Annotated in this window: 15 protein-coding genes; all 15 read left to right on the forward strand. The window is 66.4% G+C overall.

From position 1 onward, the window contains the following. Positions 1-203 precede the first annotated feature (203 nt). Positions 204-623, forward strand: a complete 420-nt coding sequence (locus ABE438_RS17705; protein WP_346503988.1) for a DUF6180 family protein — start codon at positions 204-206, stop codon at positions 621-623. Between the two features lie 123 nt (positions 624-746). Then, the gene (locus ABE438_RS17710) at positions 747-953 is read left to right on the forward strand and encodes a hypothetical protein (protein WP_346503989.1); all 207 of its coding nucleotides are present in this window, start codon (positions 747-749) and stop codon (positions 951-953) included. Positions 954-1,147: 194 nt separating this feature from the next. Continuing rightward, entirely contained in the window at positions 1,148-1,336 is a 189-nt protein-coding gene (secE, locus tag ABE438_RS17715) for a preprotein translocase subunit SecE (RefSeq protein WP_346504001.1), read from the forward strand. 14 nt (positions 1,337-1,350) lie between these two features. After that, entirely contained in the window at positions 1,351-1,884 is a 534-nt protein-coding gene (gene nusG / locus ABE438_RS17720; protein WP_346503990.1) for a transcription termination/antitermination protein NusG, read from the forward strand. A 143-nt stretch (positions 1,885-2,027) separates the two neighbouring features. Beyond that, on the forward strand, positions 2,028-2,630 hold the full coding sequence (locus tag ABE438_RS17725; protein ID WP_346503991.1) for a DJ-1/PfpI family protein: 603 nt from the start codon (positions 2,028-2,030) through the stop codon (positions 2,628-2,630). A 96-nt stretch (positions 2,631-2,726) separates the two neighbouring features. After that, entirely contained in the window at positions 2,727-3,140 is a 414-nt protein-coding gene (locus tag ABE438_RS17730) for a ribbon-helix-helix domain-containing protein (protein WP_346503992.1), read from the forward strand. A 434-nt stretch (positions 3,141-3,574) separates the two neighbouring features. Then, positions 3,575-4,006, forward strand: a complete 432-nt coding sequence (rplK, locus tag ABE438_RS17735; RefSeq protein WP_346503993.1) for a 50S ribosomal protein L11 — start codon at positions 3,575-3,577, stop codon at positions 4,004-4,006. A 14-nt stretch (positions 4,007-4,020) separates the two neighbouring features. Beyond that, complete coding sequence (gene rplA, locus ABE438_RS17740) at positions 4,021-4,719, forward strand: 50S ribosomal protein L1 (RefSeq protein ID WP_346503994.1); 699 nt, start codon at positions 4,021-4,023, stop codon at positions 4,717-4,719. A 518-nt stretch (positions 4,720-5,237) separates the two neighbouring features. Further along, positions 5,238-5,753, forward strand: coding sequence for a 50S ribosomal protein L10 (gene rplJ / locus ABE438_RS17745; RefSeq protein WP_346503995.1), 516 nt, complete (start codon positions 5,238-5,240; stop codon positions 5,751-5,753). 54 nt (positions 5,754-5,807) lie between these two features. Continuing rightward, complete coding sequence (rplL, locus tag ABE438_RS17750) at positions 5,808-6,185, forward strand: 50S ribosomal protein L7/L12 (protein ID WP_346503996.1); 378 nt, start codon at positions 5,808-5,810, stop codon at positions 6,183-6,185. Between the two features lie 242 nt (positions 6,186-6,427). Continuing rightward, positions 6,428-10,549: a DNA-directed RNA polymerase subunit beta gene (gene rpoB, locus ABE438_RS17755; protein ID WP_346504002.1), complete on the forward strand. Its 4,122-nt coding sequence runs from the start codon at positions 6,428-6,430 to the stop codon at positions 10,547-10,549. A 123-nt stretch (positions 10,550-10,672) separates the two neighbouring features. Next, on the forward strand, positions 10,673-14,848 hold the full coding sequence (rpoC, locus tag ABE438_RS17760; protein WP_346503997.1) for a DNA-directed RNA polymerase subunit beta': 4,176 nt from the start codon (positions 10,673-10,675) through the stop codon (positions 14,846-14,848). 543 nt (positions 14,849-15,391) lie between these two features. Next, positions 15,392-15,763, forward strand: a complete 372-nt coding sequence (gene rpsL / locus ABE438_RS17765) for a 30S ribosomal protein S12 (RefSeq protein ID WP_057189964.1) — start codon at positions 15,392-15,394, stop codon at positions 15,761-15,763. A gap of 67 nt (positions 15,764-15,830) precedes the next feature. Further along, on the forward strand, positions 15,831-16,301 hold the full coding sequence (gene rpsG, locus ABE438_RS17770) for a 30S ribosomal protein S7 (protein WP_346503998.1): 471 nt from the start codon (positions 15,831-15,833) through the stop codon (positions 16,299-16,301). 36 nt (positions 16,302-16,337) lie between these two features. Further along, a complete protein-coding gene (gene fusA / locus ABE438_RS17775; RefSeq protein WP_346503999.1) occupies positions 16,338-18,413 on the forward strand; it encodes an elongation factor G in 2,076 nt (691 codons plus the stop codon). Positions 18,414-18,462 lie beyond the last annotated feature (49 nt).

The raw sequence follows: 18,462 nt of genomic DNA on the forward strand, positions 1-18,462 counted from the left end.
CGTCCTGCCGCGACAGTTTTGTAAACCGAAGGTCGGGAGTTCGATCCTCTCCGCCGGCACCATGCTCTTCCCAGAGTGACGCGTCGCAGCGCGGGCGCCGTTGTCGCACCCGGGCGCCGCCGGGCCCGCTTCTCGCCGCATTGCGGTTGTTCCTGATTGCCTGGGCGGGGGAATCGCCCGCCCGGAACCAGGGACGAAACCGCATGATTGATCTCGCTCAGACCCTGCGCCACGCGTTGCCCCGCCGGCTGGCTTTCGCCGGCGTCGTGATGGCGGCGGCCATGTCACCCGCAATTTCGCCCGCGTCTGCGGCCGACGATTTCAATCTCACCTACCATGTCGAGCGCAGCGACGCCGACAAGCTCAGCCTCGACGACTGTGCCGCGGTGGCGGAGAAGGAGGCCGGCATTGCGGGGTACGCGATCGCGGCGCAGCGCTTTCCCGGCCAGCTCGTCGTGCTCAGCGGCGGCACGCCGCGCGTCGGCGCGCTGACGGTCTACTGCATCGCGGTCGAGGACAAGACGGTCTCGGTCGTGCAGGGCACGGACTATACCGGCAAGAAGGGCCGCCTGGCCGAACTCGCCGACGCGATCCATCTCGGTATGACCAAGGCGGCCAAGTAGCGGGCGTCCAGCGGGCATCGAGCCCGCATTTGCACAGTCGGGCGGCGGGACGCGGCCGCCACGGGTTGAAACCGGGGCGGGGCATGCGGCTTAATGCGCCGCTTCACAGCAAGGAGGAACCCGATGCGACTGGCGCTCGCCATCATCACTCTGGCCCTGGCCGGCTGCACCAGCACGAGCACGCCGCCGGAGGCGCAACGCCCGGCCGGCAACTACACGGTCGGCACCGCCCATTGCTCGAAGTTCAGTTGGGGCACCGCGCAGATGGCCGAGTGCCTGGAGAAGGCGGCGCAGAGCCAGGCCACGCTGTCGGACGCCGGCAACGGCTGATCGCCGCCGGCCGCAGGTGCGGGGCCTCGCCCGGCCACAGGCCGGAAAAGCGCTTGGCGCGCGCGCCATAGCATTGTATGAAGCCAAGGATGACGGCGCGCGGCTCCCTGAGCCCCGCGCCGCGAATCTTTCAGGATGGTCGATTCGCCGTGTCCGCGGCCGATGGCGACGTCCGGAACGAGGTGACCGGCGCGATGGCGAAGACGAATCCCTTCCAGTTCCTGCAGGAAGTGCGCAACGAAGGCGCCAAGGTCACGTGGCCCTCGCGTCGCGAGACGCTGATCACCACCGGCCTCGTCCTGCTGATGGTCCTGGTCTCCAGCCTGTTCTTCCTCTTCACCGACACCGTGATCCGCTGGGTGCTCGGTCTCTTCCTCGGCTGAACGGAACCAAGAACGTGAGCACCCGCTGGTATATCGTCCACGCCTATTCGAACTTCGAGAACAAGGTCGCGCAGTCGATCAAGGATCAGGCCGCGCAGCGCAGCCTCGAGGACAAGTTCGAGGAAGTGCTGGTTCCGACCGAGAAGGTCGTCGAGGTGCGCCGCGGCCGCAAGGTCGAGACCGAGCGCAAGTTCTTCCCCGGCTACGTGCTGGTGAAATGCGAGATGACCGACGAGGTCTATCACCTCATCAAGAACACTCCGAAGGTCACGGGCTTCCTCGGCGCCGACAAGGCCAAGCCGATGCCGATCCCGGAGACCGAGGCGCTGCGCATCAAGGGCCAGGTCGCGGAGGGCGTCGAGCGTCCGAAGCCGACGGTGGTCTTCGAGGTCGGCGAGCAGGTCAAGGTGGCCGACGGCCCCTTCGCCTCGTTCAACGGCGTCGTCGAGGATGTCGACCATGCCCGCGCCCGCCTCAAGGTCGCGGTCTCGATCTTCGGCCGCGCCACGCCGGTCGAGCTGGAATACAGCCAGGTCGAGAAGCTCTGAGCCGACAGGCTCCGCGGCGCGCATCGGCGCGCCGCCACCGGCCGCCGTGTTAGCCGGTTACCACCCGCACCATGCCGCGCGGGTCTAGTCTTCCCGAGACGAACGCGCCCGCGAGGCGGCGCGGCTTAGAGGGAGGACGAGCGATGACCGGCAAGCGTATCCTGATGATCGTCGGCGATTTCGGCGAGGACTACGAGATCATGGTGCCGTTCCAGGCCCTGCTCGCGGTCGGCCATGCCGTCGATGCCGTCTGCCCCGACAAGCGGGCGGGCGAGAGCGTCGCGACCTCGATCCACGATTTCGAGGGCCAGCAGACCTATTCCGAAAAGCGCGGCCACAATTTCTCGCTGAACGCGGATTTCGCGGCCATCGATCCGGCGAACTATGACGCGCTCGTGCTGCCCGGCGGGCGGGCGCCGGAATATCTGCGGCTGAATGCGCGCGTCATCGCGATCGTCCGGCACTTCTTCGATGCGGACAAGCCGGTGGCGGCGATCTGCCATGGCGCCCAGATCCTTGCCGCCGCCGAGGTGCTGAAGGGCCGCAGCTGCGCGGCCTATCCGGCCTGCAGCCCCGAGGTCACGCTGGCGGGCGGCCGCTATGCCGACATCGCGATCGATGCCGCGACGACCGACGGCAATCTGGTCACGGCACCGGCCTGGCCGGCGCATCCGGCCTGGCTCGCACAGTTCCTCGCGGTGCTCGGCACCCGCATCAGCCATGGCGTGCAGGCCAAGGCCGCGTGACCGACCAAGACGGGCTGACGCGAAGGGCCGCGCCGCGCTAGTCTCGCCTGGCGGGCGCGGATGGTGCGGCGCCGACATGACGGCGGGAGGACGGCCATGTGCAAGCTCTTCGTCCAGGCGGATGCCGGTCTCTGGCAGGCGCGACCGCGCTCGGTCAGGATCAGCGGCTTCTCGACCAGCGTGCGCCTGGAAAATCTCTACTGGCGCGTGCTGGAGGAGATTGCGGCGCGCGACGGCCTCTCGCTCGGGCAATTGCTGGCCCGCCTCTATGACGAGCTGCGCGACACCCATGGCGAGGGCGAGAACTTCGCCTCCTTCCTGCGGGTCTGCTGTGCGCGCTACCTGATGCTCCAGCTCGCCGGGGACGTGCCGCAGGACACCGGCAGCCCGATCGCCGGGCTCGACGCAGACCGCATCCTGGCGGCCGAGGCGCTCAGGCTCGGGGGAGGGCGCCCGCACCGGGTGACGCCGCGCCCCCCGGCAGGGCAGGGGCGCAGCCTCGCCTCGTGAAGAGGGCGGGGTACCGGCTCACGCTGGCTCCCGAAGGCCGACGGATTGCGGAAGCGGACGGGGGCGCCGATCGGCTCCGAATCGCCGACTGAGCGGCGCGGGTCCATCTCCGCGAAGGCGGGAAGGGCGCACCCCTCGACCCGCAGGATCGCGATCGTCATGCCGGGCGTCTCCTCCCGGCGACGAGGATAAACGGGCGATTGCGACCGGAACCGGGGCAGGCCGCCGCGTCGCCCGCGCGAGGACGGGGCTTCCCCTTCGGGTGCTTATGTGCCATAGGGCGCCCCTCACATGCGTGGAAGGCCGGCCGGCTGCCAACCGGACCACCCTGCCGCACCACGCTCTGCAACCACCCCGATCCGGACCATGAGCGGTTCCCGGGCGGGGCGTCGTCGTTCCGGTCGGCACCGGGGCAGGCGGCAGGAGCAGCCATCATGGCGAAGAAGATCACGGGCTACGTGAAGCTTCAGGTTCCGGCGGGCGCGGCCAATCCGTCGCCGCCGATCGGTCCGGCGCTGGGTCAGCGCGGCCTCAACATCATGGAATTCTGCAAGGCCTTCAACGCGAAGACCGCGCAGATGGAAAAGGGCATGCCGATCCCGGTGATCATCACCGCGTATCAGGATCGCTCCTTCACCTTCGAGATGAAGCAGCCGCCGGTGTCGTACTTCCTCAAGAAGGCGGCTGGCGTGGCTTCGGCCTCGAAGACGCCCGGCAAGGGCGGCGCGGCCGGCAAGGTGACCGAAGCGCAGCTGCGCGAGATCGCCGAGAAGAAGATGGCTGACCTGAACTGCGACAGCGTCGAGGCCGCCGTGGCCATGATCCGTGGCTCCGCCCGGTCCATGGGCCTGGACGTCGCGGGCTGAGGGAGGGCTGACAGATGGCACATACCGGAAAGCGCGTCGTCAAGGGCCGTGAAGGCATTGAGCGCACCAAGCTCTACTCCCTCGACGAGGCGATCGCCCTCGTGAAGGAGCGGGCTACCGCCAAGTTCGACGAGACCATCGAGATCGCGATGAATCTCGGCGTCGACCCGCGTCACGCCGACCAGATGGTCCGCGGCGTCTGCAACCTGCCGAACGGCTCGGGCCGGACGCTGCGCGTCGCCGTGTTCGCGCGCGGCGCCAAGGCCGAGGAGGCCAAGAAGGCCGGGGCCGACATCGTCGGCGCCGAGGAGCTGGTCGAGACCGTCCAGAAGGGCGAGATCAACTTCGATCGCTGCATCGCGACCCCGGATATGATGGGTCTCGTCGGTCGTCTCGGTAAGGTGCTCGGCCCGCGCGGCATGATGCCGAACCCGCGCGTCGGCACCGTCACCATGGACCTGACCGCCGCCGTCGCCGCCTCGAAGGGTGGCTCGGTCGAGTTCCGCGTCGAGAAGGCCGGCATCGTGCATGCCGCCGTCGGCAAGGTCTCGTTCGACGCCGCCAAGCTGGGCGAGAACATCCGCGCCTTCGTCGACGCGGTCGCCAAGGCCAAGCCGGCCGGCGCCAAGGGCACCTATATCCAGCGCGTCGCGATCTCGTCGACCATGGGCCCGGGCGTCAAGGTCGAGCCGAACACGGTCGCTGGCGCGTAAGCCGCGCCCGGCGGGCCGCCCTCGCGGCGGCCTCGCCCCGCCTCGCCAGGCCGGCCCTGCGCCGTGCCTTGCGAGGATTGCACTTGGCAGAAGCCCGGGGAATGGTTAAATGTCCCCTGTGTTTCCATGAGTGTTGGGGCTTCCACGTGCTCGCCACGGGGAGGTCCATTCGCGTTTTTCGACGGTTTTCCGTCGAAGAATGGGTGCTCTGGCCCGAAAGAAGCGATTCTCGAGGTCCGGGCGTCCAGTCCTGTCTGAGACTGCAGGTGCCTCCCGGTTCGTCCGGGGAGCATAATTTCGCCAAGAGGCCTGCATAGACGGTGCATGAAACTCTGGCGGGGCCTTTATGGCTCCGATCGAGGTTCGAACCATCTCACCTGCCCGCGGCCACAGGCCCGGACGGGGACAGGGCACTGAAGCGTCGCTCCGGCGAGGGGTCGGTGTCAACCGGCTGCCAGCCAGGGCGGCAAGTGCAACTGGCGGTGGGTTCCGACCTGCCGCCTACCGGAGAGAGCCCAGTGGATAGAGCGGCAAAAAAAGATGCCGTCGCGTCGCTGAACGACGTGTTCTCCAACACGTCGGTCGTCGTCGTGGCCCACTATGCGGGTTTGACGGTGGCACAGTTCCAGAAGCTTCGTCGCGAGATGAAGGCCAATGGCGCCACCGTGAAGGTCGCAAAGAACCGGCTGGCCAAGATCGCTCTTGAAGGCACTGATGTCGCGTCCATCGGCAACCTGCTGAAGGGCCCCACCCTGATCGCCTATTCGGACGATCCGGTTGCGGCTCCCAAGGTCGCCGCCGCTTTCGCCAAGGATCACGACAAGCTCGTCATCCTCGGCGGCGCGATGGGCACGACTGCTCTGAACCCCGACGGCGTCAAGGCCCTGGCCACGATGCCCTCGCTCGACGAACTGCGCGCCAAGCTCATCGGCCTCGTCCAGGCCCCGGCTACCAAGCTCGCGCAGCTCACGAACGCCCCGGCTGGAAAGCTGGCGCGCGTGGTTCAGGCCTACGCCGACAAGAGCGCTGCCTGAGCAGCCGACACACCCTCAATCGTTCGAACCTCTCAACTATCAGGAAACTGAACAATGGCCGATCTCGCCAAGCTCGTCGACGACCTCTCGTCGCTCACCGTCCTCGAGGCCGCTGACCTCGCCAAGATGCTCGAAGAGAAGTGGGGCGTCTCCGCCGCCGCCGCTGTCGCCGTGGCCGCTGGCCCCGCCGCCGGCGCTTCGGCCGCCGCCGTCGAAGAGCAGACCGAGTTCACTGTCGTCCTGGCCGCGGCCGGCGACAAGAAGATCGAGGTCATCAAGGAAGTCCGCGCCATCACCGGCCTGGGCCTCAAGGAAGCCAAGGACCTCGTCGAGGGCGCTCCGAAGCCGGTCAAGGAAGCCGTCGCCAAGGACGAGGCCGAGAAGCTCAAGAAGCAGCTCGAGGCCGTCGGCGCCAAGGTCGAGCTCAAGTGAGCAGGGCCGGCTGATGCCGGTCCGTCACTAGTCGCTAACGACAGTCCCGGGGCGCCCCTGCGCCTCCGGGGCTGTTGCGTCGTTTCCGCTCCGGACACGACGCGCTCCATGGCCAGCCGCCGCTCGGGCGGCCCGGCCAGTCCAGTTGCCGTCGGCGCAATCAGGCGCCGAGCGGCTCACCCGGAGGCCCGTCCGCAAGGCGCGGACCGCCGGGTGAGCCGTCCGAGATCGCGAGGAACATGATGGTCAATTCCCTCCAGGGCCGCAGGCGCGTCCGCAAGTTCTTCGGCAAGCTCAAGGAAGTCGCCGAGATGCCGAACCTCATCGAGGTTCAGAAGGCGTCCTACGATCAGTTCCTGATGGTCGACGAGCCCAAGGGCGGCCGCCCGGACGAGGGGCTCCAGTCCGTCTTCAAGTCGGTGTTCCCGATCGGCGATTTCTCCGGCGCCTCGCTGCTGGAGTTCGTCAAGTACACCTTCGATCCGCCGAAATACGACGTGGACGAGTGCCGCCAGCGCGGCATGACCTTCTCGGCGCCGCTCAAGGTGACGCTGCGCCTGATCGTGTTCGATATCGATCCCGACACCCAGGCCAAGTCGGTCAAGGACATCAAGGAGCAGGACGTCTACATGGGCGAGATGCCGCTCATGACGGACAACGGCACCTTCATCGTCAACGGCACCGAGCGCGTCATCGTCTCGCAGATGCACCGTTCGCCGGGCGTGTTCTTCGACCACGACAAGGGCAAGACCCACTCCTCGGGCAAGCTGCTCTTCGCCGCGCGCATCATCCCGTATCGCGGCTCCTGGCTCGACATCGAGTTCGACGCCAAGGACATCGTCTACGCGCGTATCGACCGCAAGCGTAAGATCCCCGTCACCTCGCTGCTGTTCGCGCTGGGCATGGACGGCGAGGAGATCCTCGCGCGCTTCTACAACCACATCACCTACAGCCGTGACGGCGACGCCTGGCGCGTGCCCTACGACGCCGAGCGCATGAAGGGCTTCAAGGCCAGCGTCGACATGATCAACGCCGAGACCGGCGAAGTCGTGGTCGAGGCCGGCAAGAAGCTGGTCGCGCGCACCGCCCGCCAGCTGGCGGAGAAGGGGCTGAAGTTCCTGCGCGCCGGCGACGACGATCTCTACGGCCAGTACATCGCCGAGGACCTCGTCAACCCGCAGACCGGCGAGGTCTTCGCCGAGGCCGGCGACGAGATCGACGAGAAGCTGCTGAGCAGCCTGCTCGAGGCCGGCTTCGACGAGATTCCGGTGCTGGACATCGACCACATCACGGTCGGCCCCTACATCCGCAACACGCTCAAGGTCGATAAGAACTCGCGCCGCGAGGAAGCGCTGTTCGATATCTACCGCGTGATGCGCCCGGGCGAGCCGCCGACGCTCGAGACCGCCGAGAACATGTTCCAGTCGCTGTTCTTCGACTCGGAGCGCTACGATCTCTCGGCCGTCGGCCGCGTGAAAATGAACATGCGCCTCGACCTCGACGCCGAGGACACCGTGCGCATCCTGCGCAAGGAGGACATCTTCGCGGTCGTCAAGGCGCTGGTCGACCTGCGCGACGGCAAGGGCGAGATCGACGACATCGACCATCTCGGCAACCGCCGCGTGCGCTCGGTCGGCGAGCTGATGGAGAACCAGTACCGTCTGGGCCTGCTGCGCATGGAGCGCGCCATCAAAGAGCGCATGTCGTCCGTCGACATCGATACCGTGATGCCGCAGGATCTGATCAACGCGAAGCCGGCGGCCGCCGCCGTGCGCGAGTTCTTCGGCTCGTCGCAGCTCTCGCAGTTCATGGACCAGACGAACCCGCTCTCGGAAGTCACGCACAAGCGTCGTCTTTCGGCGCTCGGGCCGGGCGGCCTGACGCGTGAGCGCGCGGGCTTCGAGGTCCGCGACGTGCACACCACGCACTATGGCCGCATCTGCCCGATCGAGACGCCGGAAGGCCCGAACATCGGCCTGATCAACTCGCTCGCCACCTTCGCGCGCGTCAACAAGTACGGCTTCATCGAGAGCCCGTACCGGCGCATCCGCGACGGCAAGCAGACCGACGAGATCATCTATCTTTCGGCCATGGAAGAGGCGAAGTACAACGTCGCCCAGGCGAACGCCGTCGTCGACGCCGAAGGCCGCCTCACGGACGACCTCATCGTCTGCCGCCGCGCGGGCGAGGTCATCGTGACGCCGGTCGACAAGGTCGACTTCATGGACGTCTCGCCGAAGCAGGTCGTCTCGGTCGCCGCGGCGCTGATCCCGTTCCTCGAGAACGACGACGCGAACCGCGCGCTGATGGGCTCGAACATGCAGCGCCAGGCGGTGCCGCTGGTTCGCGCCGACGCGCCCTTCGTCGGCACCGGCATGGAAGCCGCGGTCGCCCGTGACTCGGGTGCCGCCATCGCGGCCCGCCGCGCCGGCATCGTCGACCAGGTCGACGCGACGCGTATCGTCATCCGCGCCTCGGACGAGATGGACCCCACCAAGCCGGGCGTCGACATCTACCGTCTGCAGAAGTTCCAGCGCTCCAACCAGTCGACCTGCATCACGCAGCGTCCGCTGGTGCGCGTCGGCGACGTCATCAAGAAGGGCGACATCGTCGCCGACGGTCCGTCGACGGAGTTCGGCGAGCTGGCGCTCGGCCGCAACGTGCTCGTCGCGTTCATGCCGTGGAACGGCTACAACTTCGAGGACTCGATCCTGCTCTCGGAGAAGATCGTCTCGGAAGATATCTTCACCTCGATCCATATCGAGGAGTTCGAGATCGCCGCCCGTGACACCAAGCTCGGGCCGGAGGAGATCACGCGCGACATTCCGAACGTGTCGGAAGAGGCGCTGAAGAACCTCGACGAGGCCGGCATCGTCTATATCGGCGCCGAAGTGGCGGCCGGCGACATCCTCGTCGGCAAGATCACGCCGAAGGGCGAGAGCCCGATGACGCCGGAAGAGAAGCTGCTGCGCGCCATCTTCGGCGAGAAGGCCTCCGACGTTCGCGACACCTCGCTGCGGGTGCCGCCGGGCGTGCAGGGCACGATCGTCGAGGTCCGCGTGTTCAACCGCCACGGCGTCGACAAGGACGAGCGCGCCCAGGCGATCGAACGCGAGGAGATCGAGCGTCTCGCCAAGGACCGCGACGACGAGCAGGCGATCCTCGACCGCAACACCTTCGCCCGCCTCGCGGAGATCCTGACGGGCAAGACCGGCCTCGCCGGCCCGAAGGGCTTCAAGAAGGACACGGTCATCACGCGCGAGCTGATGAGCGAGTTCCCGCGGTCCCAGTGGTGGCTGTTCGCGACCGCGGACGACGCCCTGATGACCGAGATCGAGGCGATGCGGAAGCAGTACGACGAGTCGAAGAAGCGCCTCGAGCAGCGCTTCCTCGACAAGGTCGAGAAGCTGCAGCGCGGCGACGAGATGCCTCCGGGCGTGATGAAGATGGTCAAGGTCTTCGTCGCGGTGAAGCGCAAGATCCAGCCGGGCGACAAGATGGCCGGCCGTCACGGCAACAAGGGCGTGGTCTCGCGCATCGTGCCGGCGGAGGACATGCCGTTCCTCGAGGACGGCACCCATGCCGACATCGTGCTCAACCCGCTCGGCGTGCCCTCGCGCATGAACGTCGGCCAGATCCTGGAGACCCATCTGGGCTGGGCCGCCGCCGGTCTCGGCAAGCAGATCGGCGCGGCGATCGACGCCTACAAGAAGGCGCATGATCCCAAGGCGCTGCGGGCTTCGTTCGACGCCGTCTACGAGGACAACGAGATCATCGCCTCGATGGACGAGAACGAGCTGATCGAGATGGGCCAGAACCTGCGTCGCGGCGTTCCGATCGCCACGCCGGTGTTCAACGGCGCCAAGGAGTCCGATATCGAGCGGCTCCTGGAGCAGGCCGGGCTGCACAGCTCCGGGCAGTCCACGCTGTATGATGGCCGTACCGGCGAGCCTTTCGACCGCAAGGTCACGATGGGCTACATCTACATGCTGAAGCTGCACCACCTCGTTGACGACAAGATCCACGCCCGTTCGATCGGCCCCTATTCGCTGGTCACCCAGCAGCCGCTGGGCGGCAAGGCGCAGTTCGGCGGCCAGCGCTTCGGCGAGATGGAGGTGTGGGCGCTCGAGGCCTATGGCGCGGCCTACACGCTGCAGGAGATGCTGACGGTGAAGTCGGACGACGTCGCCGGCCGCACCAAGGTCTACGAGTCGATCGTGCGCGGCGAGGACAACTTCGAGGCCGGCATTCCGGAGAGCTTCAACGTGCTCGTCAAGGAAATGCGCTCGCTGGGCCTCAACGTCGAGCTGGTCAGCAACAAGCCCCGGACGGACGAGCTGCCCCCGGCCGAGGCTGCCGAGTAAGGCTGCGGGCCCCTTGCGGGCCGGACCGAGTACTCATGCCGGCGGCACTCACGCCGCCGGCCGATGGATCAACGAGCCGGGCAGGGCGGTTCCCAGAACCCCACCGGCTTCAGGAGACAGGCGATGAAGCAAGAGGTCATGAACCTTTTCGGCCAGCAGCCCGTGCAGCAGGCCTTCGACGCGATCAAGATTTCGATCGCCAGCCCGGAAAAGATCGCCTCCTGGTCGTTCGGCGAGATCAAGAAGCCCGAGACGATCAACTACCGGACGTTCAAGCCGGAGCGCGACGGCCTGTTCTGCGCCCGCATCTTCGGGCCGATCAAGGACTACGAGTGCCTGTGCGGCAAGTACAAGCGCATGAAGTTCAAGGGCGTGATCTGCGAGAAGTGCGGCGTGGAAGTCACGCTCGCACGCGTCCGGCGCGAGCGCATGGGCCATATCGAGCTCGCCGCCCCGGTCGCGCATATCTGGTTCCTGAAGTCGCTGCCCTCGCGCATCGGCCTGCTCATGGACATGCCGCTCAAGGACCTCGAGCGCATCCTTTACTTCGAATCCTACGTCGTGCTGGATCCCGGCCTGACGCCGCTCAAGGACCGTCAGCTCCTCACCGAGGAGGAGTATGTCCGGGCGCAGGAGGAGTACGGCGCCGACACCTTCACGGCCCAGATCGGCGCGGAAGCCATCCGCGAGATGCTGCGTGCGCTCGACCTCGACCAGATCAACGCCGATCTGAAGCATGAGATCGCGACGACCACGTCGGAGCTCAAGCCGAAGAAGCTGATGAAGCGCCTCAAGATCATCGAGGCCTTCCAGGAGTCCGGCAACAAGCCGGAGTGGATGGTGATGACCGTGATCCCGGTCATCCCGCCGGATCTGCGTCCGCTGGTGCCGCTGGACGGCGGCCGCTTCGCGACCTCCGACCTGAACGACCTCTATCGCCGCGTCATCAACCGCAACAACCGCCTGAAGCGGCTGATCGAGCTGCGCGCGCCGGACATCATCATCCGCAACGAGAAGCGGATGCTGCAGGAATCGGTCGACGCGCTGTTCGACAACGGCCGTCGCGGCCGCGTCATCACGGGCGCCAACAAGCGCCCGCTGAAGTCGCTCGCCGACATGCTGAAGGGCAAGCAGGGGCGCTTCCGCCAGAACCTGCTCGGCAAGCGCGTCGACTATTCGGGCCGTTCGGTCATCGTGGTCGGCCCGGAGATGAAGCTGCACCAGTGCGGCCTGCCGAAGAAGATGGCGCTCGAGCTGTTCAAGCCGTTCATCTATGCGCGCCTCGACGCCAAGGGCTACTCGACCACGGTCAAGCAGGCCAAGAAGCTGGTCGAGAAGGAGAAGCCCGAGGTCTGGGACATCCTGGACGAGGTCATCCGCGAGCATCCGGTGCTGCTGAACCGCGCCCCGACGCTGCACCGCCTCGGCATCCAGGCCTTCGAGCCGGTGCTGATCGAGGGCAAGGCGATCCAGCTGCACCCGCTGGTCTGCGCCGCGTTCAACGCCGACTTCGACGGCGACCAGATGGCCGTGCACGTCCCGCTGTCGCTCGAGGCGCAGCTGGAAGCGCGCGTGCTGATGATGTCGACCAACAACATCCTGCACCCGGCGAACGGCCTGCCGATCATCGTGCCGTCGCAGGACATCGTGCTCGGCCTCTACTACCTCTCGATCGTTTCCGAGGGTGAGCCCGGCCAGGGCAAGATCTTCGGCGATTTCGGCGAGCTCGAATACGCGCTGCACGAGAAGGTCGTCACGCTGCATTCGAAGATCAAGTATCGCTGGACCGGCACCGGTCCCGACGGGCAGCCCTATCGCAAGATCTACGACACCACGCCGGGCCGCGTGATCCTCTCGACCGCGCTGCCGGACCATCCGGCCGTGTCCTTCGACGTCGTCAACAAGCTGATGACCAAGAAGGAGATCTCCAACATGATCGACGCCGTGTATCGCGGCTGCGGTCAGAAGGAATCGGTCATCTTCTGCGACCGCGTCATGGGCCTGGGCTTCAAGCACGCCTTCAAGGCGGGCATCTCCTTCGGCAAGGACGACATGGTCGTGCCGGAGAACAAGTGGGAGATCGTCGACGCCACCCGTGCGCTCGCGAAGGACTACGAGCAGCAGTACCAGGACGGCCTGATCACCCAGGGCGAGAAGTACAACAAGGTCGTCGACGCCTGGGCGAAGTGCTCCGACAAGCTCGCCCAGGAGATGATGGCCCGCATCTCGACCGTCCAGAAGGACGAGACCGGCCGCGACAAGCAGATCAACTCGATCTACATGATGAGCCACTCGGGCGCCCGTGGTTCGCCGGCGCAGATGCGCCAGCTCGCCGCCATGCGCGGCCTGATGGCCAAGCCGTCGGGCGAGATCATCGAGAGCCCAATCATCTCGAACTTCAAGGAAGGGCTCGACGTTCTCGAGTACTTCAACTCGACCCACGGCGCCCGTAAGGGCCTCGCCGACACGGCGCTGAAGACGGCCAACTCCGGCTATCTGACCCGCCGCCTCGTCGACGTGGCGCAGGACGCGATCATCTCCGAGGTGGATTGCGGCTCGGACAACGGCATCAAGATGCGCGCCATCGTCGATGCCGGCCAGGTCGTGGCGTCGCTCGGCGTGCGTATCCTGGGCCGTTCGGCGGCCGAGGACGTCACGAACATCGAGGGCACGGTCATCGTTCCGAAGGGCACGATGATCGAGGAGAGCCATATCGAGAAGATCAACGCCGCCGGTGTCCAGGAGGTGAAGATCCGTTCGGTCCTCACCTGCGAGACCAAGAACGGCGTCTGCGCCACCTGCTACGGGCGCGATCTCGCCCGCGGCACGCCCGTCAACATGGGCGAGGCTGTCGGCGTCATCGCTGCGCAGTCGATCGGCGAGCCGGGCACGCAGCTCACCATGCGTACCTTCCACATCGGCGGCGCGGCCACGATCGCCGACCAGTCCTTCGTCGAGTCGAACTTCGAAGGCACGGTCAAGATCCGCAACCGCAACGTCGCGCGGAACTCGGATGGCGACCTGATCGCGATGGCGCGCAATCTCGCCATCGTCATCACCGGCCCGGACGGGGCGGAGCGCGCGGTCCATCGCGTCCAGTTCGGCTCGAAGTTGCGGGTCGACGAGGGCGATGCGGTCAAGCGCGGCCAGCGCCTGATCGAGTGGGATCCCTATTCCCGCCCAATCCTGGCGGAGGTCGACGGCAAGATCGGCTACGAGGACCTCGTGGACGGCATGTCGATCACCGAGACGACCGACGAGGCGACCGGCATCAGCAAGCGCGTCGTCATCGACTGGCGCGGTTCGGCCCGTACCTCCGATCTCAAGCCGGCGATCACCGTGCTGGGCTCGGACGGCAAGCCGGCCAAGCTCGCCCGTGGCGGCGATGCCCGCTACATCCTGCCGGTCGACGGCATCATCTCGGTGGAACCGGGCTCCTCGATCAAGGCCGGCGACGTGCTGGCGCGTGTCTCGACCGACTCGGCCAAGACCCGCGACATCACCGGCGGTCTGCCGCGCGTCGCCGAGCTCTTCGAGGCGCGCCGGCCGAAGGATGCCGCGATCATCGCCGAGAAGTCCGGCGTGATCGGCTTCGGGAAGGACTACAAGAACAAGCGCCGCGTCACGCTGACGCCGCATGACGGCTCCGACGGCGTCGAGTACCTGATCCCGAAGGGCAAGCACATCCACCTGCAGGACGGCGACGTCGTGGAGGTCGGCGACTACATCCTCGACGGCAACCCGGCCCCGCACGACATCCTGGCGATCAAGGGCGTCGAGGAGCTGGCGGCTTATCTGGTGAACGAGATCCAGGAGGTCTATCGCCTCCAGGGCGTCGGCATCAACGACAAGCACATCGAGGTGATCGTCCGGCAGATGCTGCAGAAGGTCGAGATCACGGATGGCGGCGACACCGACATCCTGACCGGCGACCAGATCGATCGCGTCGAGCTCGAGGAGATCAACACGAAGATGCGCGAAGAGGGCAAGAAGCCGGCTTCGGGCGTCCCGGTCCTGCTCGGCATCACCAAGGCCTCGCTGCAGACCCGCTCGTTCATCTCGGCGGCGTCCTTCCAGGAGACCACCCGCGTCCTCACCGAGGCGGCGGTCAACGGCAAGTCGGACAATCTCGAGGGCCTCAAGGAGAACGTCATCGTCGGTTCGCTCATCCCTGCCGGTACGGGTGCCCAGGTCGCCCGCATCAAGCAGATCGCGACCCGCCGCGACGATCTCATCGTCGGCCAGAAGGCCGACGCTGCGGCCAAGGCTGCGGCTGCGGTGCTTCCCGCCGCCGAGTGATCGTGCTGCAAGGGACTGTCCGGCTCCGGCCGGACCATGCTAGAGAGGGTCGCCTTCGGGCGGCCCTCTTTTCGTTAAGGGGCTGGTAACCGGCGGCGGCTTAGGCGAGGTGAGCCTGCGCGGCGGTGGCCGCGTCGCGGCGCGCGCGACGCGCCGGAGCCGGGGAGGGCGCCCCGCGGGGCCGGTCCCGCCGCCCCCCCGAAAAGACCCCTCTGACGCCGTAGTTTCGCGTCGATCCGGGGTTGACGCGAATCCTTACGTGAGTCATAAGCGCGGCACTGTCGACGGCTGTCGGACACGTTTGTCGCTTGCCTTGATTGCGAGCGAGCTTCGCGACCGAAACTCCGTCGGAATTCCAGCGTCGATCGACGACATGGCAGGACGGCATGAATGCGGGCTTCCCGTGTTCCTCTGCTTCGCGAACGCGCCTGAGGCTACCCTGGACGGGTACCGATGGCGCGGCTTCGTTTGTGTCATGGAATCGGGCTTCGCTGGTCGGGACCACGGAATTTTGTAAACGCTCGAGGGAGCGAGAGGCCTTAAATGCCGACAATCAGCCAGCTGATCCGCAAGCCGCGCTCGCCCGTCAAGGCGCGCAACACTGCTCCGGCGCTCGAGAATTGCCCGCAGAAGCGCGGCGTCTGCACGCGCGTCTACACGACGACCCCGAAGAAGCCGAACTCGGCGCTTCGTAAGGTCGCCAAGGTGCGCCTGACCAACGGCTTCGAGGTCATCGGCTACATCCCCGGTGAGGGTCACAACCTTCAGGAGCACTCCGTGGTGATGATCCGCGGCGGCCGCGTGAAGGACCTTCCCGGCGTGCGTTACCACATCCTGCGCGGCGTGCTCGACACGCAGGGCGTCAAGAACCGTAAGCAGCGTCGTTCGAAGTACGGCGCCAAGCGTCCGAAGTGATTGAGTGTCGGACCGGCGGGCAAGGGCCAGCCGGTTCGCCGTTTTGAGATTGACCGGAGACTAGACGATGTCCCGCCGCCACAGTGCCGAAAAGCGCGAGATCATCCCGGACGCCAAGTTCGGCGACGTGATCGTGACCAAGTTCATGAATTCCGTCATGTACGAAGGTAAGAAGTCGACTGCCGAAGGCATCGTCTACGGCGCCTTCGACATCATCGAGGGCAAGCTGAAGACCGACCCGCTCGCCGTCTTCAAGAGCGCGCTCGAGAACGTCGCCCCGGCGATCGAGGTCCGTTCCCGCCGCGTCGGCGGCGCGACCTACCAGGTTCCCGTCGAGGTGCGCACCGAGCGTCGCCAGGCGCTGGCCATTCGCTGGCTGATCGCCGCGGCCCGTTCGCGCAACGATCGCACCATGGTGGAGCGTCTCTCCTCCGAGCTGATCGATGCCGCCAACAACCGTGGCAGCGCCGTGAAGAAGCGTGAAGACACGCACCGGATGGCGGAAGCCAACCGCGCCTTCTCGCACTACCGCTGGTAAGCGGCGACCGCCCTTTCGGATCGACAGAGCATTCTCATGGCACGTTCCCATCCCATCGATCGCTATCGCAACTTCGGCATCATGGCCCACATCGATGCGGGCAAGACGACGACGACCGAGCGCATCCTGTTCTACACGGGCAAGAACCATAAGCTGGGCGAGACCCATGACGGTTCGGCCACGATGGACTGGATGACGCAGGAGCAGGAGCGTGGCATCACGATCACCTCGGCTGCGACGACCTGCTTCTGGCGCGATCATCGCCTGAACATCATCGACACCCCCGGCCACGTCGACTTCACCATCGAGGTCGAGCGTTCGCTGCGCGTGCTCGACGGTGCCGTCTGCGTGCTCGACGGCAACCAGGGCGTCGAGCCCCAGACCGAGACCGTCTGGCGTCAGGCCGACAAGTACGACGTCCCGCGCGTCGTCTTCGTCAACAAGATGGACAAGATCGGCGCCGATTTCTATCGCTGCGTCCAGGACATCATCGACCGCGTCGCCGGCAAGCCGGTCTGCTTGCAGATCCCGATCGGTGCCGAGTCGGACTTCCTGGGCGTCATCGACCTGATCAAGATGAAGGCGATCGTCTGGAACGGCGAAGCGCTGGGCGCCGCCTATGAGGAGCAGGAGATCCCTGCCGACCTCGCCGACAAGGCCGCCGAGTACCGCTCCAAGCTGATCGAAGCCGCCGTCGAGATGGACGATGCGGCGATGGAAGCCTATCTCGACGGCACCGAGCCGGACATGGAGACCCTGCGTCGCCTGATCCGCACTGCTGTGCAGCGTCGCGCCTTCCACCCGGTCCTCTGCGGCTCGGCCTTCAAGAACAAGGGCGTGCAGCCCCTGCTTGACGCCGTCGTCGACTTCCTGCCGTCGCCGGTGGATCGCGGCGAAGTCGAAGGCCTCGACTTCAAGACCGAGGAGCCGGTCGTCCGCAAGCCGGGCGACGACCAGCCCTTCTCCATGCTCGCCTTCAAGATCATGGACGACCCCTTCGTCGGCACCATCACCTTCTGCCGCGTCTATTCGGGCAAGGTGGAGACCGGCGCGAGCGTCCTGAACTCGACCCGCGACAAGAAGGAGCGCGTCGGCCGCATGCTCCTGATGCACGCGAACAACCGCGAAGACATCAAGGAGGCCTATTCGGGCGACATCGTCGCTCTGGCCGGCCTGAAGGACGTCCGCACCGGTGACACGCTCTGCGATCCGGCCCAGGCCGTGATCCTCGAGCGCATGGAGTTCCCCGAGCCGGTCATCACGATCGCGATCGAGCCGAAGTCCAAGGCCGACCAGGAGAAGCTGGGCCTCGCCCTGTCGAAGCTGGCCAACGAGGACCCGTCCTTCCGCGTCTCGACCGACCAGGAGTCGGGCCAGACGATCCTTAAGGGCATGGGCGAGCTCCATCTCGACATCAAGGTCGACATCCTGAAGCGCACCTACAAGGTCGACGCTAATATCGGCGCCCCGCAGGTCGCGTATCGCGAGACGATGACCAAGAAGGCCGAGGTCGACTACACCCACAAGAAGCAGACCGGCGGCACCGGGCAGTTCGCCCGCGTCAAGCTGGTCGTCGAGCCGAACGAGACCGGCAAGGGCTTCGAGTTCGAGTCGAAGATCGTCGGCGGCGCGGTGCCCAAGGAGTACATCCCGGGCGTCGAGAAGGGCCTGAACTCGGTTATCGGCTCCGGCGTGCTCGCCGGCTTCCCGGTGGTGGACATCAAGGTCTCGCTGATCGACGGCGCCTTCCACGAGGTCGACTCGTCGGCCCTGGCGTTCGAGATCGCGTCCCGTGCGGCCCTGCGCGAGGCGCTCCAGAAGGGCGGCTCGGTGCTGCTCGAGCCGGTGATGAAGGTCGAGGTCGTGACCCCGGAGGACTACACCGGTTCGGTCATCGGCGACCTCAACTCGCGTCGCGGCCAGATCCAGGGCCAGGACATGCGCGGCAACGCCGTCGTCATCAACGCGATGGTGCCGCTCGCCAACATGTTCGGTTACGTCAACCAGCTGCGTTCGTTCAGCCAGGGGCGTGCCAACTACACGATGCAATTCGATCACTACGAGCAGGTCCCGTCGGCGGTCGCCGCCGAGGTCCAGGCCAAGTACGCCTGACCACCTGCCCGTATCCCTGAACACTGAGCGTAATTCGACGGACGGAGGC

This window comes from Allobosea sp. TWI1241, from assembly GCF_039673065.1.
Taxonomy (GTDB): Bacteria; Pseudomonadota; Alphaproteobacteria; order Rhizobiales; family Beijerinckiaceae; genus Allobosea.